The sequence below is a fragment of the Desulfofundulus thermobenzoicus genome, assembly GCF_009428905.1.
GTDB classification, from domain to species: Bacteria; Bacillota; Desulfotomaculia; order Desulfotomaculales; family Desulfovirgulaceae; genus Desulfofundulus_A; species Desulfofundulus_A thermobenzoicus.
Genome location: NZ_WHYR01000001.1, coordinates 152,451 through 171,672, shown reverse-complemented (window position 1 = coordinate 171,672; position 19,222 = coordinate 152,451). Strand labels below are relative to the sequence as shown.

The 19,222-nt window shown below is 51.4% G+C and carries 23 protein-coding genes and 4 tRNA genes; 5 read left to right on the top strand and 22 right to left on the bottom strand.

Annotated features, from left to right (window positions below):
• Positions 1-529: 529 nt before the first annotated feature.
• The 9 genes from GFC01_RS00815 to GFC01_RS00775 all read right to left on the bottom strand — a co-directional run bounded on the left by GFC01_RS00815 (position 530) and on the right by GFC01_RS00775 (position 4,529).
• A complete protein-coding gene (locus tag GFC01_RS00815) occupies positions 530-1,213 on the bottom strand; it encodes a hypothetical protein (RefSeq protein ID WP_152944736.1) in 684 nt (227 codons plus the stop codon).
• A gap of 3 nt (positions 1,214-1,216) precedes the next feature.
• Positions 1,217-1,483 (bottom strand): hypothetical protein, encoded by a 267-nt coding sequence (locus tag GFC01_RS00810; protein WP_152944735.1) that lies wholly within the window; start codon positions 1,481-1,483, stop codon positions 1,217-1,219.
• A gap of 2 nt (positions 1,484-1,485) precedes the next feature.
• Positions 1,486-1,710, bottom strand: coding sequence for a hypothetical protein (locus GFC01_RS00805; protein ID WP_152944734.1), 225 nt, complete (start codon positions 1,708-1,710; stop codon positions 1,486-1,488).
• Positions 1,711-1,713: 3 nt separating this feature from the next.
• Complete coding sequence (locus GFC01_RS00800; RefSeq protein WP_152944733.1) at positions 1,714-1,926, bottom strand: ribbon-helix-helix domain-containing protein; 213 nt, start codon at positions 1,924-1,926, stop codon at positions 1,714-1,716.
• Positions 1,927-2,013: 87 nt separating this feature from the next.
• Positions 2,014-2,307, bottom strand: coding sequence for a hypothetical protein (locus GFC01_RS00795; RefSeq protein ID WP_152944732.1), 294 nt, complete (start codon positions 2,305-2,307; stop codon positions 2,014-2,016).
• 1 nt (position 2,308) lies between these two features.
• Complete coding sequence (locus GFC01_RS00790) at positions 2,309-3,151, bottom strand: ATP-binding protein (protein ID WP_152944731.1); 843 nt, start codon at positions 3,149-3,151, stop codon at positions 2,309-2,311.
• Positions 3,093-3,950 (bottom strand): hypothetical protein, encoded by an 858-nt coding sequence (locus tag GFC01_RS00785; protein ID WP_152944730.1) that lies wholly within the window; start codon positions 3,948-3,950, stop codon positions 3,093-3,095. The genes GFC01_RS00790 and GFC01_RS00785 overlap by 59 nt, the downstream gene beginning before the upstream one ends.
• Before the next feature lie 14 nt (positions 3,951-3,964).
• Positions 3,965-4,363, bottom strand: coding sequence for a hypothetical protein (locus GFC01_RS00780; protein ID WP_152944729.1), 399 nt, complete (start codon positions 4,361-4,363; stop codon positions 3,965-3,967).
• On the bottom strand, positions 4,338-4,529 hold the full coding sequence (locus GFC01_RS00775; protein ID WP_152944728.1) for a helix-turn-helix domain-containing protein: 192 nt from the start codon (positions 4,527-4,529) through the stop codon (positions 4,338-4,340). Before GFC01_RS00775 ends, GFC01_RS00780 begins: the two co-directional genes overlap by 26 nt.
• A 364-nt stretch (positions 4,530-4,893) precedes the next feature.
• Here GFC01_RS00775 and GFC01_RS00770 point away from each other — a divergent pair, with 364 nt between their 5' ends.
• From GFC01_RS00770 to GFC01_RS00760, 3 genes are all read left to right on the top strand, one after another.
• Entirely contained in the window at positions 4,894-5,664 is a 771-nt protein-coding gene (locus GFC01_RS00770) for a hypothetical protein (protein ID WP_152944727.1), read from the top strand.
• An 818-nt stretch (positions 5,665-6,482) separates the two neighbouring features.
• Positions 6,483-7,193, top strand: a complete 711-nt coding sequence (locus tag GFC01_RS00765) for a LexA family transcriptional regulator (protein WP_152944726.1) — start codon at positions 6,483-6,485, stop codon at positions 7,191-7,193.
• A gap of 263 nt (positions 7,194-7,456) precedes the next feature.
• Positions 7,457-8,839: a radical SAM/SPASM domain-containing protein gene (locus GFC01_RS00760; RefSeq protein WP_152944725.1), complete on the top strand. Its 1,383-nt coding sequence runs from the start codon at positions 7,457-7,459 to the stop codon at positions 8,837-8,839.
• Positions 8,840-8,930: 91 nt separating this feature from the next.
• Here the strand turns inward: GFC01_RS00760 and GFC01_RS00755 are convergent, their stop codons facing one another.
• Positions 8,931-9,626 carry a 4Fe-4S binding protein gene (locus GFC01_RS00755; RefSeq protein WP_243137109.1) on the bottom strand — a complete coding sequence of 232 codons (696 nt, stop codon included), beginning with the start codon at positions 9,624-9,626 and terminating at the stop codon, positions 8,931-8,933.
• Between the two features lie 289 nt (positions 9,627-9,915).
• On the opposite strand from GFC01_RS00755, the gene GFC01_RS19640 reads away from it, so the two are divergent.
• Positions 9,916-10,200, top strand: coding sequence for a CC/Se motif family (seleno)protein (locus GFC01_RS19640; protein ID WP_279233408.1), 285 nt, complete (start codon positions 9,916-9,918; stop codon positions 10,198-10,200).
• A gap of 82 nt (positions 10,201-10,282) precedes the next feature.
• On the opposite strand, the gene GFC01_RS00745 is transcribed toward GFC01_RS19640, so the two are convergent.
• From GFC01_RS00745 to GFC01_RS00690, 12 genes are all read right to left on the bottom strand, one after another.
• Entirely contained in the window at positions 10,283-10,783 is a 501-nt protein-coding gene (locus GFC01_RS00745; RefSeq protein ID WP_152944723.1) for a sporulation membrane protein YtrI, read from the bottom strand.
• Positions 10,780-11,106, bottom strand: a complete 327-nt coding sequence (locus GFC01_RS00740; RefSeq protein WP_341473670.1) for a YtrH family sporulation protein — start codon at positions 11,104-11,106, stop codon at positions 10,780-10,782. Before GFC01_RS00740 ends, GFC01_RS00745 begins: the two co-directional genes overlap by 4 nt.
• Before the next feature lie 487 nt (positions 11,107-11,593).
• Positions 11,594-12,466 (bottom strand): putative beta-lysine N-acetyltransferase, encoded by an 873-nt coding sequence (ablB, locus tag GFC01_RS00735; RefSeq protein ID WP_341473669.1) that lies wholly within the window; start codon positions 12,464-12,466, stop codon positions 11,594-11,596.
• A gap of 4 nt (positions 12,467-12,470) precedes the next feature.
• Positions 12,471-13,700, bottom strand: coding sequence for a lysine 2,3-aminomutase (gene kamA / locus GFC01_RS00730; RefSeq protein ID WP_341473668.1), 1,230 nt, complete (start codon positions 13,698-13,700; stop codon positions 12,471-12,473).
• Positions 13,701-14,003: 303 nt separating this feature from the next.
• A tRNA-Leu gene (locus GFC01_RS00725) sits at positions 14,004-14,087 on the bottom strand.
• A gap of 6 nt (positions 14,088-14,093) precedes the next feature.
• Positions 14,094-14,169, bottom strand: a tRNA-Lys gene (locus tag GFC01_RS00720).
• Between the two features lie 151 nt (positions 14,170-14,320).
• Positions 14,321-14,395 (bottom strand) — tRNA-Gln (locus GFC01_RS00715).
• A 4-nt stretch (positions 14,396-14,399) separates the two neighbouring features.
• Positions 14,400-14,476: transfer RNA gene (locus GFC01_RS00710), tRNA-His, on the bottom strand.
• 138 nt (positions 14,477-14,614) lie between these two features.
• Positions 14,615-15,139 carry a GNAT family N-acetyltransferase gene (locus GFC01_RS00705; protein WP_152944721.1) on the bottom strand — a complete coding sequence of 175 codons (525 nt, stop codon included), beginning with the start codon at positions 15,137-15,139 and terminating at the stop codon, positions 14,615-14,617.
• Positions 15,140-15,402: 263 nt separating this feature from the next.
• A complete protein-coding gene (locus GFC01_RS00700) occupies positions 15,403-16,125 on the bottom strand; it encodes an amino acid ABC transporter ATP-binding protein (RefSeq protein WP_341473667.1) in 723 nt (240 codons plus the stop codon).
• Positions 16,118-16,813, bottom strand: a complete 696-nt coding sequence (locus tag GFC01_RS00695; RefSeq protein ID WP_152944720.1) for an amino acid ABC transporter permease — start codon at positions 16,811-16,813, stop codon at positions 16,118-16,120. Before GFC01_RS00695 ends, GFC01_RS00700 begins: the two co-directional genes overlap by 8 nt.
• A gap of 75 nt (positions 16,814-16,888) precedes the next feature.
• Complete coding sequence (locus GFC01_RS00690) at positions 16,889-17,731, bottom strand: transporter substrate-binding domain-containing protein (protein ID WP_152944757.1); 843 nt, start codon at positions 17,729-17,731, stop codon at positions 16,889-16,891.
• Between the two features lie 564 nt (positions 17,732-18,295).
• Between GFC01_RS00690 and GFC01_RS00685 the strand changes: the two genes are divergently transcribed.
• Positions 18,296-19,222, top strand: coding sequence for a DMT family transporter (locus GFC01_RS00685; protein WP_423244349.1), 927 nt, complete (start codon positions 18,296-18,298; stop codon positions 19,220-19,222).

Below are 19,222 nucleotides of genomic sequence, written 5' to 3'. Positions count from 1 at the left end.
GGAGGGGTACCGCCCGCCGGGAGAGTCTCTCCTCCCGTCAGTTTTTATGCCAAAATGCCTCTCAGTCAGTTATTTCCCGGTCCAAAAAAATTCCCGCAAAAGCGGGTACCAAAGGACGGGTTCATATATAACTTTACCACATCGCTGGAAAAGAAACCATCAGTTTCTTGATTTGCCCGGGGATACTTCCTGGAAATGTCCCCGCCAGGGCCTTTCTCCCCTGGGGTCCGATATTCTAATTGTTAGTTACATTACTTAGATTTCTGATTCTTTGTCTCATAATGGGCCGATTCTAATTATTAGCAACGTAAACTTAGAATTCTAACACTTGGTTATAGTATTTTGATGTATGTTTCCACCAGCAGTACCATGGCTTGCCGTCAGCAAGGACATGGGGAGACATGGCAGAAACCTCAAGGGCCGGGGGTGGGGTATCACTCGCCCGTTGGGGTGGGCCGCCAGGTGGCCGTAGCCGGGCAGGTAATAACCTTACCCGGCTTTTTCTCGTTTCCAGGGGCCTTCTCGTGTGTCAGGGGCCTATTTCTGGCCACTCTTTAAAAATCATTACTCTAACTTGCGAATGCCCCTCCCGGCTGGTCCCACGCAAGGCTTCGACCTCCAACCGCCAGAGTTGGTCCAGACGGCATTTGGCGTCAGCAATTTCTCGTTTCAATGCCCTGATTCTCTCGATAGTCGCCGTAGCTTCCTGTTGAAGTTCTTCGATAGCCTTCATGGTATCCGCATCCGGTTCAGGTTTCGGCTTTAAATGTTCAATGTTGTAGGCTACTGCTAATTTGTCCACCTGCCGTTGCAGGTATTCTTCCGAAAATTCCCTGCGTATCCTTTCGAGAAAATGAGTGACGGCTTTCAGTTTATAATCCTCGATTTCCTTTAGATTCTCTTCTCCCAGTTGCACATCTGGGCCGTGTAGGTAGGCAAAATCGGCCTTGTACGCATTTTCAACATCCTGCTTTATGACTTCCACCAGTTCGCTCAAATTGAATTTTGGTTCTCTGATGTCCTCAAGTAACTTGCGTATTCTGTTTTTACCACGCGTTTTCTCTTCGTAGAGCAGGATTTGCGTAGCCATTTGACTGACAATTTCATCGAAAATTTCACTTGTGTCCACCAGCACCCGCCGCCGGGGTTGTCCTACCATAGAAAGGTATTGGTCGTGTTCCCGCTGGCGTGCTTTGTTGTCGATTTTGCTCATACCTTATTCCTCCTTTTTTCTTCCTGCAATTATTTGCTGGCATTGATGCTCAATCTCCCTCCACGGCCAGGGGCCGGGTTTGCCTGTCAATCCGCCGTTTTTCAGCTTACCCCGGCGGGCCAGTTCCTTCCGCCGGGAACGTTCGGCAAATTCATGACAGGTTGCACATAGTCCACCGAACACCGCTCCAGCCGCGTTGCACCTTCGACACATTCGCATGTTGTCCTTTAACCGCCGGACCTTTAAATTAGTTTTTACGAAGGACGCCATTTTTACCTCCTCCTTACCGCCATCAGCATGGTTGCTATTACATTGTCCCGCTCACGTTTGATTTTCTCATACTGTTGCATCAGGCTTGCGTGTTTCTCCACGTAAGGAGACAGTTCCGTGATTCTGTTTTCGATGTCGTTCAGTATGCTCGTTAGTGCTTCAAGTTTCGTGTTTAACTCTTTCCAGGCCGCCTTATCTCCTTTTTGCAATTCGATTATACTTCCCACATTTTACCCCTCTTTTCTCCTTTTGGGATTCAATTTATAACTGCCACCCTGCCGCCAGGCCAAAAACTGCCATTGGCGAATATATGCTTCAATCGCTGCCCTAACTAAATCGCTGGTGGTTGCCTTTAAACGTTTATTGTCACGGTTTAAGCATTTCTTCAGGGCCTCCAATTGGGCCAGTTGCTCCGGGGGCAGACGGACTGTTACCCTGGGCATCGGCTTTCCCCCTTCAGCTAAAAATCTTCCATACCGCTAGGCCAATGCAGGTGAGCAGGAAAGCTATGTAAAGGCGTAGCCACATGGTTAAGCACCCCCTTCCCCAAAATGGGCCAGCAGCTCAACAACCTTTTTGGCTTTACCGCCGTCAATGGCCGTGTTACGCCATAGATACACCAGAAAGGCGGGCAAGGGCAGCCAGTCCCAGTCCGGGCCGTGGGCCTTCTTGAAAGTCGTATTACAGCGTTTATGGGTAAATCTCAATTCACCGGGTTTTTTGTGCCGCCAAAGGACGTTTCCGTCCTGCTGAATCTGCTCGCCGCACACGTCACAAAGGAAAACCGGGCAGTTTTTGCTTCCTGCGTATTGAATCGTAATCATTTTACTCCCCCCTCCTTGTCCGCCTGTCGGGGCCGTCCAGAACAATGCGTTCGCACATCTCGGTGATCCGGCTAACAACTCTTTCACCAACAAGTTCTGTGAGATCCGCTTTGCTTAAATTCGTGCTCAAGATTACCGGAAGCATTTCGTTGTAACGTTCGTTGATGAAACTGCCGAATGCCGCCTGGTCGTATTCGGAGAACCTATTTGCCCCTATATCGTCGATTATCGCCAGTTCGCATTTGTAAGCATCTTCTTCAAGCTTCATCTTTGCAAACCCGTCTTTCATGGCCGCTTTGTGGAGATCAAGGAATTGCTGACAGGTAAAAAACTTCACCTGCGTCAAATAGCGGTTAATCAACTCAATGGCTAACGAAACAATTTTTTGTGTTTTCCCGACACCCACTTTACCGGCCAGCAGTAAGCCTTTACCCTCCCGTTTCAGGGCCTCAAAACCGTTCACATAGTCAAAAAGTTTCCTTACCTCTTCCCCGTCCAAATCGGACAGTTTCAGCCTCAGAAACCGCTTTGGCAGATTGGCCTCGGCTATAGCCTCCTTTACCCCCGTTTCCCAGGCTTTAGGACACTGAACTACCTCAAACTCACCGGGCCGTTCTGTTGGGGCCTTGTATGTATGTCGCGGATCTAAAGGATGAATATTACAACAATATCCTCTCATATGTTCAGCTGCCTCCTTGAAATACCTGATGTTTTCAACAATCGCCTCATCCGGCCAGGTTGCGGTAACAGGAAAAAGTTCTTTCACCCTATCGATTAGGCGTTCATCATAGCCAGTCGTTGAGTGTTGCTGATGGTTTTGCAACGGGTTTAATTCTGCCGCCATTTTGTTTACCTCCCTCTTGTTTTTTGGAAGCTATCTCTAACCAGTTCCTTAGTTGACTACGGGGGTTAGATTTCTTCGTTAGCGGTTTATCCTGTTTGTAGATTGCCCATTTCTTTGTTTCCGTTAGAATGTCTACGGTAGGGAATAGTTCTTTTAAGTTTCGTAAGAAAACTGCGTCTCTCTTTTTATTGAAAGGGTATCCTTCTACGGAGCTTATTAAAGAGAGAAATTCTTGTTCTTCGCTGGTAAGCGTAGTAGTAATATTATCTTCTTCTTCTTTTATTTCTTCTTCTTTACATGTCGGATTTTGAGGACATGGGTATGTCGGATTTTGCGGACATGGGCATGTCGGAATATCCGTCATGGGTATGTCGGATTTTCCAACATGGGTATCCTCTCCGTCATCAGCGATAGGATTAGTAATATCAAGGCTTTTAGCTTTCATGATTTCTTCAATCCTGCAAAAAAGCTGCGTAAAATCGTAAAAGCTCCTGTCTTTGCCGCCGTCAGTTCTCCTTCGATTAATCACCACCAGCAAGCCTTTTTTCTTTAGCCGGTTAACAATCCTATGCAAGCGGTCACGCCTAACGCCGCTTATCCTGGAGAGTTTACTTAGGGAGGGATAGGGCAAGGCATCACCCCACCGGAAAGAAAGGACGTAGGATATGAACCAAACCTCTTCCGGGCCTAACCCTAACTCCTTCTGGCAGTTGAATAAGCTGAAGGGAATTGCCGCAATGCCATTTTTTAGGATTGTCTGGCCGTATCGTTCCAGGAACGAATACTTGTTGCTGCTCATGGATTACACCGCTTTCAATCAAGATCGAACAATCGGGGTTGCAGTTTTTCTTGTGTAACGTTCTTCCAATACCTATATGGTAGATATTGCCTTTTTGGGTGTTTAGGGCCAATGCTGGCAACATCGGTTTTTGGATGAGATTGCAAAATGTGCAATGGAATTTCGTATGTCGTTTCATTGCCGGATTCGTCTTTGACTATGTGTCGGATTGTGCAGTCACCCGAAAGCGGGGGTTCATATTTCAAATCAACACCCGCCGCACCCCGGATTTGCAGAATGTCTTGCTTTTTGATTCGCTGAATGAAAACTTTCTTGCCATCTTCTTCAATCAGCTTGCCAACTTTTCTAAGCTGGCCGTTGCACCAGGCCGAAACGGGGACTCCGCCGTTAGTTTTCTTCCGGGAAGATTTCATTTTCCGCCACCTCCAGGGCTTCCGCAATCCTCTTCCGCCAGCCGGGAAAAGGTTTAATGATACCGTGTTCGATTTTGTGTAGATTCGCAACGTGAATCCCCGTCCGGCGGGCAAGCTCGAATTGCGTTATGTTTTTTTGTTGACGAATTTCACGCACCCGGTTCATTTTTAAAACCTCCCTCTTGAAAAGTTTCTATGCTCATAGTACAATATTGTTAACGGACAATAACGGACAGGAGAGGGAACAGAACATGGAAATTACCGCCACCGTCACCTTGAAAACACCGGGCAAATGCCGGGCCTGGATTGAACAAAAGTTTCCCTGGGAGATTACCCTGCCGGACAGAAAAGCAGAGGAGTTTTGGGAAAGCCACAGGCTGGCCGTGGAAACAGGGGAGGATTTACCGGGAAAATACCTGCGGCCATGCCTGGTATGGGAGAATCCGAAGAAAGCCGAAGATCTGCCGGCAGACATTGACAAGGAAGTTTTTGCACTGGCCACAAGGGTATTGGACGGCAACCATACCGCCTTGATTGATTTCTGGCAGGAATACGGGCCGCTTATTAACAGAAAGGGTAACGCCGTCCTGGTAAGCGAATTGGAAAATACCCTGGGCTTTTTCTACATGGTGGTGGACATTTGGGGGGCCGTTGTCCAGGGGGAGGAATCAAGGCTAAGGGGGTATTTCCTCCGGCCATTTGAGGAAGGATTTTATTCCGAAAGAGAGGAAATGCTTGTTCAGTTTCTTCAGGAGTTAGGGGAAGGGCCAAAGGCTTACCGCCTGTATATGCGGGGCAAAACACCCGTCCTCTTCTCCGAATACAGCAGTTTTGTCCATGACTTAGGGATTTACTACCTCCAGTTGAAAAAGCCGCCGGAAAACGGGCTTGTGGACTATACCCAAAAGATACTGGATCAGAACGTCAAAAGGTATCTCAGGCATCTTAGAAATTTCACCGAATTGGACGTTATCAAAGGCCGGGCCGTTATCTCGCCGCCGAACGTGTTCACCGCCGCACTATACGCATTCTTTAACCGGGAAATGGGGAAGGAACACGAAACACCGGCGAAAAGAATGAGTAGACGAAGGGCACAAGGGCTAGACTTGAAGGCACAAGTTTTGGACAAGTACAGGAAATGGAAAGAGAGGGGGAAAATAACGCCGGAACAGTATGAAAAGATGAAGTCCTACCGGGACAGGTTGTTTGAGAAAGGACTTTGGGAGAGGGAAGAATTGGAAATGAAGATGGAAAGATATTTCAAAAGGATGGTAAGGAAGAGTTCCCGGCCACGAAACTAAAATTTCTAAAATGTAGAAACATCTCGTTTCTAAAAAGTAGAAACCTCTTGCAGTAGCCAGACCACCCGCTCACCCGGCCACCATCTTACCCGGCCATCAGCTCATCTTAATACCTGATGGTCAGGCCACAGGGCCGGGGTATAATGGAATATTTATCGTGTCTACCGGTAAATTTTATGAGAGAGGGGGAAGGAAGCGGAAAACTTCCAGCGAAAACCTGACATCACCGGACTAACTCATCAGGGGAATTGTGTAACAACTTAAGTCCGGTGGTGTTGACGATACCGAAGAGGGAAAAAGTGCAGTGTTTATGCGGGTTAGCGGGTTCAGGCAAACATTACCGGACTCAAAATCCGGTGAGGCTCACCCCTCGTGTGGGTTCGACTCCCACCTTCGGCACCAGAGCAGACGTACCAAGGACTACGGGATTTTCACCACCGCAACGGACAGGGCAATCCGGGACAGCCGCAAATATGCCGAATCCGTTAGATCCCGGTGAAACCCCTGCCACCCCAGCGGATACCCCTTTCGCTGTCTCCACAAAAAACAAGCGAAGGGGGTTATTTGTTTATGGCCGGAAAGGCAAAGGATGGGACCCCAAAATCAGTATGGAAAGCCCGCAACCTGCTGGCACCTGTTTGCCTGTCTCTAAAAAAGCAAAACCAGCGTTGTTTTCCCGGGGACTTCGCGGTAATATCTTCCCTGGAGGAGCCGCATCATAAAACGTTGACTTTCCACGAAGAAAGAAATATAATCAAAATAAATTTTGGTTTTTTGGGGTCCCTGACCACCATCCCGGCAGCAGGAGTGATTTTAAAATGACCCTTACCCAACGACGCAAGCAATTCCTGCAAAAAATTGCCATCCTGTTCCATCAAACAGGTCTTCCCGTTCATTATGCCACCGTGGCCCAGGCACTGGGTGTAAGCAAGTGGACGGCCTACGATATCATGAAGGAGCTGGAAAGGGAGGATTTCCTGTACAGCGAATACACCCTGGACCGTAACGAAAAGGCTCCCGGGCGTTCCATGGTAGTTTTCCGGCCGACGGAAAAGGCATTGCAGCTTTTATACCCCCGCACAGAAAATGCCGCAGAGGAACTAAAAGCTGACAAAATGGAAGACTGGTCCTTAATCCGGGAAAGGCTGTTATCGGTATTTGACAACCTGAAGAACTTAAACCCCCAGAAGATCAGGGAAGAACTTCTGGAGGAAATGGCCCGGGTGGAATTGCCGGTGGTTTTCAGTGCCTATACCATTGCCCTCTTACTCACCCACATCCACGAAATCAATTCCCGGGGCATGGCCACCCTGCAGCACATTCTCCAGCTGGCCCCCAAGCCTGAGCTGGTTTTAAGTCTTTTCGCCGGTTCTGCCGTGGGAACGATGCTCCGGAATATGAAGGATACCCTGAACAGTAAACTGTTATCCTCCATCCGCCGTTTTGAGGAACACATTTCCCAATGCGATACCCTGGAGCACAAGCTGCTGGCGGGCTTTTTAAACGAAGCCATTCAGCGATCACAATAATTTTTTGGCATATATTTTGGTCTTTTGGGGATATTAGGTCTATTGGGTGACATGTTGCACCCGCTGCCCATCACCGGCCGGCGGGGCATTGGCCGGATTACGCAGTGTTTAAATAACATTCACCGGGAGGAGGGATTCCAGTGGAAGATATTTAGAACGCAGTCCCGCCATTAAAAGGTCCGATACGTTAACCGTTGCTGGCACCGGTATCTCCAAATGAAAACGCTGTCCATCAACTATAGTATCCTGGGGAGGAATTGCCGATGCGTTTACCTGCTCCAAACCTGAATGGAACAAAAAATTTCCTTTCCGCACACCTGGCTCAAAACATCCTGACTTATGTGAGTAAAAGCCCGGAAACAAATTTTCCCCGTTTGCTGACCCTGGTTAAACTGCTGGCCATTCAAGAACGACATAAACGCATGGTGGAAACAGTAGCCGCTGTCTACCGGGAAAACCCGGCCATCCAGGAGTATATCAACAGGCTGGCCCGAAAACTTCACCCCAATGTACGTAACCGTTTGGCCTACAACTGGTTTATGAACGCCATGGTTTTCGGCATACCGAAACAGCGAAGCATGTCCCAAAAACTGGGGGTAAACGTCCCCAACTTCATCCTGGTGGATCCCACCAGCGCGTGCAACCTGGCCTGCGAGGGCTGCTGGGCCGGTAAATACTCGGCTAAAAATTCATTAACCCCGGAACGGCTGGACCGCCTCTTCAGCGAAGCCAAAGAGCTGGGCATTTACTGGATGGTCTTTTCCGGCGGCGAACCTCTGGTTTACCCGCACCTTTTCGACCTGATGGCCAGGCACCAGGACATGGCCTTTATGGCCTACACCAACGGTACGCTGATCAACGAAAAAATGGCCGATAAAATTGTGGAGGTGGGCAACTTCACCCCGGCCATCAGCCTGGAAGGATGGCGGGAACGCACGGACGCCCGGCGGGGTCCGGGAACCTTTGACAGGGCCATGCGGGCCATGGATCTCCTGCGGGAAAGGGGTGCGGCCTTTGGCGTTTCCATCACCATCACCCGGGAAAACGTCATGGAAGTCACCAGTGACGAATTTATCGACTTCCTTGTTGACAAAGGGGTTATTTACGGCTGGACATTCCACTATATCCCCATCGGCCGCAATCCCAATGTTAACCTGATGGTCACACCGGAACAGAGGGCCTACCTGGCCGAGCGCATCCCCTATATCCGTACCCATAAACCCATACAAATCGCCGATTTCTGGAATGACGGCGAACTGGTGGAAGGGTGTATCGCCGGCGGGCGGCGCTACTTCCACATCAACGCCGCGGGGGAAGTGGAGCCCTGTGCCTTCGTCCACTTTGCCCTGGACAACATCAATGAAAAGAGCCTGCTGGAGGTACTGCGTTCCCCTTTATTTGCCGCCTACCAGAAACGCCAGCCGTTTCATAACAACCTGCTGCGGCCCTGCCCGATCATTGATGTGCCTCAGGCGTTAAGGGACATTGTAAAGGAATCGGGAGCCCGCCCCACCCACGAAGGGGCAGATACCGTCCTGAAAGGAATTATTGCCGCCCACCTGGATGACCGTTCCCGGGAGTGGGGCCGGGTGGCCGACGACATCTGGGCGGAACGGCACAGACAGAAAAAGGCCGGGGGATTCTAGCCAGGAAATGAAACATTTTGAAAGAATCATTTGATATGTATGGCCCACCCGGGGGGTGGGCCATACGAATATGATTTTGTAAAACCCTTTTCTAAGCCGCCCGGTTTTCTTTCTTTATCAACCGGCCGTTGTCAAAGGACAGGGCACGGCGGGGACAGGCGGCCACACAGGTACCGCATTTGATACAATCGTTGTCCCCCATGATACCCTGGAGCCGGTACTCATGGGGTTCTAACTGCATGGGACATACCCGGGCGCAGGCCAGGCAGTTCACGCAGGCATCACCCACGGAAAGGGGCTTTTTACCCGTAGAAAGCCAGTGGCCCAGGGTACCCATGGGGCAGATGTGGCACCAAACCCGGGGGTGGATCATCAACCCCAGGATAATGCCCACCACCGTGGTAACGGTCAGGATGCGGACCAGGGCCAGCCCCATGGCCGCCACATTTCCCCAGGCCAGGTACCACTGCAGGCCGATCATGGTAAAGATCAAACCAATCATAAACACCCTGACGTAACTGCTGCGGAAAAGGACAGGGATTTTGACCTTCCGGGACAGGGGCCGCACGAAAAGATCGAAAAAGGCACCCCGGGGACACATCCAATCACACCACGCCCGTCCCCGGAAGGCAGCCACTCCCAGTGAACCAACCATACACCCCAGCATCAAAAAGCCCAGCCAGGGATAGAACCATCCCAGCACAGCCACCAGGGGTAAACCCACCCAGGTAACGGCCTGCCGCATTTTACGTCCCTTTTCCTTTTCCTTGAGCATTTCCTTAATCATTTCTCAGCCCTCCTAAAATAGTTTAGAATTTATTTGCTATGTTATTAGGTAGCGAAATAGGATCCTTTTAAAAACCAGTTTCAGGAAAAACATACTCCTCCCAAAACCGGATATATTGTGTATGAAAACCTTTGGCGGAAAGCTACCCCCTGGGGTAATGCTCGACATTAAATTAGCACGATTATGCCATCCTGTCAATACCTATTTTAAAGTAATTTTTTGTTGACAAAATGGCCTTGTCAGGGTTACAATTAACATACCATATGGGGTATTATAGGAGGCGATGCCAATGGTTCAGGTACATGTTTCTGATGAAGCCAGGGACTACGTGCGGGAACAGACCGATACCATCACCCTGGTCATGGAAAACTGCGGTGGCTGAGGGAGTACAACCTTTATGCCTGCCGTGTATGCAGGCAAACCCACCGACGCGGAAAACTTCCAGCAGACCGAAGCCAACGGCCTGACAGTTTTTGTGCCCAGAAATGCCTGGATAGCCCCGGAGGGAATAAAAATAACCCTTAGCGGGAAAGGTATCTGGCGCCGGTTGGATGTCCAGGGATTGCTTGGTTGATGGGACACCTGATCCCCGGTAGCTTGCCGGCGGCCAAAGATTGTATGGAGAACCGGGCGGAGGGCATCCATATGGCTGGAAGCTAGAGTTGCTCCTCTGATCCGGCAATCCCGGTGGTGGAGTTATTTTTCTGTGGTACCGCGTCCAGGTAGAGTATCGTTTTTTCCGCCACCACCACCAGGTTGACCTTCAACACATACCTGCGGCCATCCACATCAACCTGGCGCCGGTCCACCACCCGGGGAATCAACAGGTGGTCCAGACGGCTTACCTCTTGCCCCAGCAAGGGACGTAGCCATTCCCGTACCCTGTTCTCCACCACCAGGCGCGCTTTGGCCTGGTCCAGCTCGGGGATGTCCTTCCCCGGCAATGTCACATGCACCTCTATAGCTGTAATGGTCCGTACCTGGCGGGAGGCCAGGTTTTCCTTTACCTTTTCCAGCTCCTTTTCCGTACTGGCCAGCTTATCCTGCAAACCCTGGTTCACCAGTGTCAGCCGGTCCACCTGTTCGCCCAGCAAAACATTCACCAGGGCGCCTCCCATCAACATTCCTACCAGTAAAGCGGCCAGCAGGCGTTTCATTCTTTACCTCCACAAAGGGCCAGGATCAGGTAATGGGCCGTCTGGGTGCCGGCCAGGGCGCTGACAATATAAAAAAGCTGTTTGACCACGGCCCGCACTTCACCTTGAAAAAGCCCGCTTTCAAAAATTTCAAAGGTGGAAAAGGTCCCGCCGATGGCGGCGGCAATGGCCCAGATTTTCACGTCCCGGGCCAGCTTGAGCATGGTGACCACCGGCGGTTCCTGAACCAGCACGGCGGCCAGCGACCCCACCAGGGACGCCCCCAGCAAAATCCCCAGGGCCGTAAAATAGATCAACACCAGCTTGTTGAAAAAAGTTTCCACACCGGCTCACTCCAGGACAAGTTTATACAAAGTTATTTAGCCGGGAGAAAATATATGACCGGGCGATGGCAAACAGTTCCCGCCCGGGGCACTGGAGTGAGCGTGGACAACGGTACCAGAGCGGATCCATTGAACATACTTTTCTACGCTTATCATCACATCGCAAAAGGAGTGGCCGAACCACTCCTTTTTGTGTCCCTTTGGTCTCCTGTATCCGGATAACTAAACAGCCCGTGAAACAGCCCGGGCGGAAGTTGCTTCACTGGAGAAAACCCGTGTCTCGGCGGCCGACATGGGCCCCCATAAAACCTTACCCAGGAAACCCCTGGTGCGCTCTTTGCGCGGGCGCTCTTTCCTGTTTTGGTGACGGGATTGTCGTTAATTATCATCCCCCGGAAATCAAGTCTACTCGTTAACATCTTAATAAAAATAAAATTATATACCTGGTGGCAACCTATATTTATTTAATAAGTTGTCTGGGAAGGCATTATAACACCCCGCAGGAAAACATTCTTTCCTCTTTCGCCGGCTTAACCCATATATTCATGTTTTCAAACCGGCCACCAATATGGCAGTTGTTAATGAGAGTGCCCCGGAAGACATAGCCCAGCCGGTGCAAAACCAGATTCATGCCGTATGACGAGGCCCGGGCCAGGCTGTACAGGCATAGTATACCGCGTGCCAGACATATTTTCTCGATCTCGGCCAGCAGCAGGGTGTTCAATCCCATGCCCCGGTATTCCGGGAGGGTAGCGCAATTGGTCAGTTCCGCCCGCCCGTCCCGGGGCTGGATCTCGGCGGCGGCCACACCGGCCAGCCTATTCCGGCTTTGATAAACCACCATAAAAAGATCGCCCCTTTCCATGGAATGGAACAGGTAGTGGGGATCATAAACCGGTGTGGGATAACTGCGGAAAACCTGCCGGAACAAGCTGGCCATCGGCAAAATATCTTTATTGGCCGCCAGGCGCATATTAAAGCCGGACGGCAACTGACAACGGCGGTTGCGGGGTTTTTCGATGATTTCCCGCAACATTTTCCGTTCCCGGGCCACGGACAGGGAAACGCCCCGTTTTAACCGGGGAAAAGCAGCCAGGAAATGGGCGTCGGCACCACCAAAATAACCGTTAATTACCCCTTCTTCAATAAAACCGTCACCCTGTATTCTGACGGAATCCTCTTTCCTGACCGGTAAAACAATCTTGCCCATCCCCTTTAACCTGGCCAGATCCCACAGAAAACCACGGAACAAAGCCGGGTCGGAAGCCTGGTAATCAGTGACCCATATGCGCTGGCTGGTTTCCTCCAGCCGGGCGCTGAGGGAGAAACCAGGTACATGGCAATTAATCAACTCAAACACGATACTATTGTCCCCCCTTTATCCGGGCCGCCCTGATCCCGCCATGGTTGGGCAGGGTAACCCCGCTCCCCCGCATCATTCCGGCTATACCCAAACCGGGCCTGACGTACTTTTCTTCCCGCGGGCCGGGCTCGGTATAAAGGTAGACGTTCCCCTCGAAATTGCGCAGGACAACCTTCCCCGGTGCCTGGGACAGGAGGTAATTGGGCCCCACCGGAATCTTGCCCCCGCCCCCTGGAGCATCGATGACATAAGTGGGAACGGCCAGTCCGGTGGTATGTCCACGGAGGTTTTCCAGAATTTCTATCCCGGTGCTTACCGGTGTCCGGAAATGGCCAATGCCCTCTGAAAGGTCACACTGGTAAAGGTAATAAGGACGCACCCTGATCTGTAACAGCCTGTGCACCAGTTCCCTCATCACATCCGGGCTGTCGTTGATTTCCCGTAAAAGTACGGACTGGTTGCCCAGGGGGATACCGGCCCCGGCCAGCCGGGCGCAGGCTTCTGCCGCCTCCGGCGTAATTTCCCGGGGGTGATTGAAATGGGTATTGATCCACAGGGGATGATATTTTTCCAGCATGGAGCAGAGCTCCGGAGTGATGCGCTGGGGCAATACCACCGGCGTGCGTGTCCCAATACGAATGATCTCCACATGACGGATGGCCCGCAGCTTGCCCAGGACATATTCCAGCTGTTCGTCAGTTAGAGTCAGCGGGTCCCCTCCAGAAATGAGCACATCCCTTACGGCCGGGTCGTTCCGGATATAGGCAATGGCCCTGTCCACCTGGGCTCTGGGCATTGAACGGTCCCGCTGACCGGCCAGGCGGCGGCGGGTGCAGTGCCGGCAGTACATGGCACAACAGTCGGTGACCAGAAACAATACCCGGTCGGGATAGCGGTGGGTGAGGCCGGGCACCGGGGAATCAATGTCCTCATGCAGGGGATCCCGCATATCACCCCTGGTGCAGGCCAGTTCTTCCCGCCGCGGCACCGCCTGCAGGCGTACCGGACAGCGGCAGTCCGTGGGATGCATCAAACTGGCATAATAAGGGGTAATGGCCATGCGGAATTTTCGCAGGCAGGCGGCAATTTCCCCCTTCTCTTCTGCCGTTAGCTCAATGAACGGGGATAACTGTTCCACATCGGTGATCCGGTGGCTGATCTGCCAGCGCCAGTCGTTCCACTCTTCATCCGTTACCTTCCATTTCCCTTCACTTATCCATGGATTATTCACGCAATCCCCCCATCCATACATTATTTACCTGTCAACTTATAATACGACTCAGAGTTGTCTGTATGGCAACTTATTATAGCATTAAAAGTTGACTGATTCAATTGGTGCTATCCTACTGTTTTCGCGGAAATCGGTTCTATAGGTTCAAAAACATGGATAAACACTGCTATGCAGGTTATTTCCCAAATTTAATAAATACCCTTTCTCTTTTCACCGAAACTTAAGCCCGGCAAAATTAAGGACGGAATAAAAAATACCTCCGGAGGATCATATCCTCCGGAGGTACATAATTTGTTACAGGCCTGGTGCGGGCGGGGAGACTTGAACTCCCACGGGTTGCCCCACCGGATCCTAAGTCCGGCGCGTCTGCCATTCCGCCACGCCCGCTGGAACTGGTGAGCCATGGAGGACTCGAACCTCCGACACCCTGATTAAAAGTCAGGTGCTCTACCAGCTGAGCTAATGGCCCATAAACTAAAAACGTAGAAAATCTTTAAGTTATGCTGCAGTACTAACACAGATATGAGAAATGGGAAGTTAGCGGTGGGAATTGCCGGAAACCGGGCAACCGGCTTTCCCTTATTCACACTCCTAACCTCCCACTGCTCACAAATAAAAATTGGCTGGGGCGGCTGGATTCGAACCAACGCATGGCGGGTCCAAAGCCCGCTGCCTTACCGCTTGGCTACGCCCCAGCACTGGGGTGGAAGATGGGACTCGAACCCACGACCCCCAGAGCCACAATCTGGTGCTCTAACCAACTGAGCTACATCCACCACATTCACCAAACAGGTGCCGCCTTTATCCACCACCTGTGGGCAGGCAGTCACCTCTTGTCAGCATAAATCATTGTAGCAAATGCCCGGTCAAAAGTCAAGGGGAGTCCTGGAATCTTCCCCACGTCTTTAACTGCCTCACACGCAGGCCAGGGCAGGTACGTTGACCGGGGTTACCGGTTTGATGATGCGATTATGATTGTTTAATACCTTGAATAAGTCCACATCCCGGGCAAAACCACAGCTGGTGAAAAATTTGCGGCCTACACAGGTGACATCCCTGACATACAAGATACAGCCCCGGGTACAGGCCTGCTCCAGATAACCCAGCAGCAACCGGCCCAGTCCCCTTTTGCGCAGTTCCCTGTGGATCAGAATAATATCGATCTGGATTAAGCCCGCTTTCTCCGGGATAAATACACAGAATCCACAGGAACGTCCCTTTCTATCGGCCATGAGCAGCACAAAGTTTTCGGCCATTTTTTGAAAGCCCTGGTAGTCCGGGTTGATTTCTCCCAGTTCATCAAAAGAACTGATAAAAGCCTGGCAAAAAAACCAGGGTACGTTGGCCACACCCGGCAGACCCTGTACAAACCGGCGCCCCTCCCGGGCAGCCTCCTCCGGGTAGTACAAATAAAAGTTATACTGCTCCCACGGCAACATGAAAACCCACCACCCTGTCAAGAGCAATTAAAAACCCCTTACAGCGCTCCCCCAAATACCTCCTTTCCCCTGAAGGGAAAGCTGCACCCGGATGAAAAGGTTCCACCAACCCTGCATCCTGTAATTCCGGGTCCCCGCTTCCCCCATGCAAAAAGTTAATCGATAATTAATCAATTCTTAACTTAATTATAACATTTTTGAACCCTCTTAGAAAAAGTTCCTGCAGCCGGATTTCGAGAGCCCAGGGTCTAAATTTTGTCCTTTTATAAAATTTTACTCAGGAATCCCTTTAAACGTTCATTTTGCGGACGGTTGAAAACCTGTTCCGGAGTTCCCTCTTCCAAAATACGTCCTTCATCCATAAACAATACCCGGTCCCCCACTTCCCGGGCGAATCCCATCTCGTGAGTAACCACCACCATGGTCATGCCTTCCCGGGCCAGGTTCTTCATTACGGCCAGGACCTCCCCCACCATTTCCGGGTCCAGGGCCGAAGTGGGCTCGTCAAAGAGCATTACTTTGGGCCGCATGGCCAGCGCCCGGGCAATGGCCACCCTCTGCTGCTGCCCCCCGGACAGCTGATCGGGGTAGACGTCGGCCTTGTCGCTTAAACCCACCTTGGCCAGCAGGTTGTAAGCCACTTCCTGGGCCTGCTGCCGGGTCAGCCGGCGCACCTTCATGGGCGCCAGCGTGATATTTTCCAGGGCCGTCTTATGGGGGAAAAGATTGAAACGTTGAAAGACCATGCCCACTTCCTGCCTGATTTCGTTGATATTGGTTTTGGGATCCGTCAGGTTGACCCCATCCACCCATACTTCCCCGTCCGTGGGCTGCTCCAGGAGGTTCAAACAGCGCAAAAAGGTGCTTTTCCCCGAGCCGCTGGGACCGATGACCACCACCACTTCCCGGGGGGCGATATGGCAGTCGATTCCCCTCAGGACTTCCAGGCGGCCGAAGCGCTTGTGCAGGTTGATCACTTTAATCACCGGTCTTCAACCTCCTTTCCAGATAGTCCACCAGCCGGGAAAAGGATATCACCATTATCAGGTAAATAAAGGCCACTGTAAGATAAATCTGAAAGGCTTTATAAGTGGCCCCCACAATGAGCTGGCCCCGCCGGAAAAGCTCTTCAAAGCCGATAACTGAAAGAAGCGAGGTATCCTTGAGCATGGCGATGAACTCGTTGCCCAGGGGGGGAATCACCCGCTTGAAGGCCTGGGGCAATATGACGTAACGCATGGCCTGGCCGTGGGTCATGCCCAGGGAACGGGCCGCTTCCATCTGCCCCTTCTCAATGGACTGCACCCCGGCGCGGAAAATTTCGGCGATATAGGCTCCGCTGTTTAAACTGCAGGCAATGACCGCCGCCACAAAGATGGGTATGTTTTCAAACACCGGGGTTATCCCATAAGCCTGAACCAGTTGATTTTGGATATCCTTTAAGATTTGCGGAATACCAAAATAGACTATGACAATCTGCACCAGCAGAGGTGTGCCACGGAAAAAATCCACATAACAGGTGGCCAGGAAACGTAAGATGCGTTTTCTCGAAAGGCGCGCCAGCCCGGCCGCCAGACCCAGAATACATCCGATAAAAACAGCAATGGCCGTAATCTCCAGTGTTTTTACAGCACCCAGTAACAAAACCGGCAGGGAACTGATTGCCGTTTCCAAAACATTCACACTCCCATAAATCCGCTAACAGGAAATATGCGTAACACAAAAGTGTTACGCATATTTCCTGTTCACTTATTGTTTTGCCGGAGGTTCCCCGGGCAGGAATGTCGGCGGTTCTTTACCGAACCACTTTTTATATATCTCGGCATACTTGCCATTTTCCTTCAAAGTTTTTAAAGCACTATTGACCTTCTCCAGAATTTCCGGCTTGTTTTTGGGTACGGCAATACCGTAAAACTCACTGGTGCGCAGATCGCCAACGATTTTTACATCGCTGTTACCCTGCTGAATAAAGTAGTAAGTAACCGGATAATCGTTTACCACGGCATCCACATTACCATTCTTTAAAGCCATGAATGCTTCATTGATGGTGTTGTAGTCCGTTACTTTGGCCCCGGGCACCTTTCGTGCCTCGTCGGCACCGGTGGTGGCGATCTGTACGCCCAGCTTCTTGCCGTTCAGGTCGTCAAAGCCCTTGATGGTATTATTTGTGGCCTTAACCGCCACACATTGGCCGGACTGGTAATAGGGTAAAGAGAAGTTAACCTGTTCTTTGCGCTTATCGGTAATGGTCATGGCCGAAATGGCCATGTCCACACTGGCGCTTTGCAGGGCGGGCACGATACCGTCAAAGTTCATGCTGCGGATCTCATAATCCCAGTTGTTAACCTGGGCAATGGCCTGGATCAGGTCCATATCGAAGCCAACATATTTACCGGTGCTTTGATCCTGAAACTCGAAGGGCGCATAGGCCGTATCCGAGGCTATTAAAATTTTCTGCTTGGCGGCAGGCTGCTGCCCGCTGCCCGACGAAGCACTTTCCTGGCCCTTTTCTTTCGTCTGCTGCCCCCCGCAACCGGCCACCGCCAGGGCCAGGGCTGCCATTACCAGCAGAACCAGGAGAGATTTGGCCATTCTACGCAAATTTTCCTACCTCCCTCAATAATAGTCGCCGGATGATCATCAATTCGCATAGACCATCCAGGCATGCAAATTTTTCCTCCCTTACACCGTCATTATTTGTACAGTATACACAGGTGTTTGAACTCTTGGACAGCACCTCCCCGTTTCCATTCATAAGCACTAAGTTTTCGCTTATCAACTGCAAAATCCTGCCGGCGGAAGTGCAACAGTCGATCTTTTTCCCTGGTATTTGATTCCAGCAAGCTGCCCCCTGCACTTTTGCACTTTTCCCCGCCATTATTCATAGGCTGTTATAGAACCGGCAACCAGATCGAAAGGAGGTAAAAGAGCATGGCTCCCGGTCCTGGCTATTACTACCATCCCTATTTCTCCTTCATTTTGTTCCTGGTGCTGATCCTGCTGTTCTTCGGTATCTGGCCCTACCCCTGTAATCAAGCCTGACCAGGAATGATTTACCGGCCGGGCGCCCGGTGGCGCGCCCGGCTTTTATTTTTTGCCGTTGACAGCCCCGGTCAGCCGTGAGAGAATGAAAAGGATCGGGCTTATATGAGGTGATTGAATTTGCCAGGCGGTGGGAATAAATCCTTACAGTTAAAAGCAGATCTGGCTTTATTGGGAGTAACCTTCATTTGGGGTATAACCTTTGTGGTGGTACAGAACGCCCTGGATTCCATTGGACCTTATTATTTTCTGGGTGTGCGTTTTTTGCTGGCCTTTCTATTTCTGGGCGCCATTTATTACCGCCAGCTGCTGAAGCTGGATCGCACCACCCTGCAGGCCGGCTTGATCATCGGCATGTTTTTATTTGGCGGTTATGCCTTTCAAACGGTGGGGCTGCAATATACCACCGCAGCCAATGCCGGTTTTATCACCGGCCTGTCGGTGGTTTTGGTACCGGTGTTCAGCACTTTTTTCACCAGACAGTTGCCTGGTGTTTTCGCCGCAGGGGGAGTGATTCTTTCCACCACCGGTCTGGCCTTTTTATCCCTTGGCCAGGGGCTGCGGATTAACCGCGGCGATCTGCTGGTCTTCTTCTGCGCCATTTGTTTTGCCTTACATATTATCATGGTGGGCCGTTATGCCCGCCACCTGAACCCGCCGCTCCTGGCCACCATTCAGATTGGTGCGGTTTCCCTGGCCGCCTTCGCCATGGGGCTGAGCATGGAAACCTGGCCGGGGCAGTTCACCCGCCCCGTATGGATTGCTCTGCTCCTGACGGCCATACCGGCCACTTCCCTGGCCTTCCTGATTCAAAACAGCGTGCAGCGCTTTACTTCCGCCACCCACACGGCCATTATCTTCACCATGGAGCCGGTTTTTGCCGCCCTGGGCGCTTACCTGCTGGCCGGGGAAATACTCACGGCCCGGCAGCTAACCGGCTGTCTTTTGATCCTGGGCGGCATGCTGCTGGCCGAACTGAAGGGGGAGCCGGCACAAACCGAAATACAACGGACCAGGAGAGCGGAAGCCGGAGGCCATTAA

What these genes read in the sequence shown, in the direction of transcription:
- GFC01_RS00815 (WP_152944736.1), bottom strand. Translation starts at nt 1,213, where the DNA reads ATGAGCAAAATCGACAACAAAGCACGCCAGCGGGAACACGACCAATAC.
- GFC01_RS00810 (WP_152944735.1), bottom strand. Translation starts at nt 1,483, where the DNA reads ATGGCGTCCTTCGTAAAAACTAATTTAAAGGTCCGGCGGTTAAAGGAC.
- GFC01_RS00800 (WP_152944733.1), bottom strand. Translation starts at nt 1,926, where the DNA reads ATGCCCAGGGTAACAGTCCGTCTGCCCCCGGAGCAACTGGCCCAATTG.
- GFC01_RS00795 (WP_152944732.1), bottom strand. Translation starts at nt 2,307, where the DNA reads ATGATTACGATTCAATACGCAGGAAGCAAAAACTGCCCGGTTTTCCTT.
- GFC01_RS00790 (WP_152944731.1), bottom strand. Translation starts at nt 3,151, where the DNA reads ATGGCGGCAGAATTAAACCCGTTGCAAAACCATCAGCAACACTCAACG.
- GFC01_RS00785 (WP_152944730.1), bottom strand. Translation starts at nt 3,950, where the DNA reads ATGAGCAGCAACAAGTATTCGTTCCTGGAACGATACGGCCAGACAATC.
- GFC01_RS00780 (WP_152944729.1), bottom strand. Translation starts at nt 4,363, where the DNA reads ATGAAATCTTCCCGGAAGAAAACTAACGGCGGAGTCCCCGTTTCGGCC.
- GFC01_RS00775 (WP_152944728.1), bottom strand. Translation starts at nt 4,529, where the DNA reads ATGAACCGGGTGCGTGAAATTCGTCAACAAAAAAACATAACGCAATTC.
- GFC01_RS00765 (WP_152944726.1), top strand. Translation starts at nt 6,483, where the DNA reads ATGACCCTTACCCAACGACGCAAGCAATTCCTGCAAAAAATTGCCATC.
- GFC01_RS00760 (WP_152944725.1), top strand. Translation starts at nt 7,457, where the DNA reads ATGCGTTTACCTGCTCCAAACCTGAATGGAACAAAAAATTTCCTTTCC.
- GFC01_RS00755 (WP_243137109.1), bottom strand. Translation starts at nt 9,626, where the DNA reads ATGATTAAGGAAATGCTCAAGGAAAAGGAAAAGGGACGTAAAATGCGG.
- GFC01_RS00745 (WP_152944723.1), bottom strand. Translation starts at nt 10,783, where the DNA reads ATGAAACGCCTGCTGGCCGCTTTACTGGTAGGAATGTTGATGGGAGGC.
- GFC01_RS00705 (WP_152944721.1), bottom strand. Translation starts at nt 15,139, where the DNA reads ATGTTGCCGTGGGAGCAGTATAACTTTTATTTGTACTACCCGGAGGAG.
- GFC01_RS00690 (WP_152944757.1), bottom strand. Translation starts at nt 17,731, where the DNA reads ATGGCCAAATCTCTCCTGGTTCTGCTGGTAATGGCAGCCCTGGCCCTG.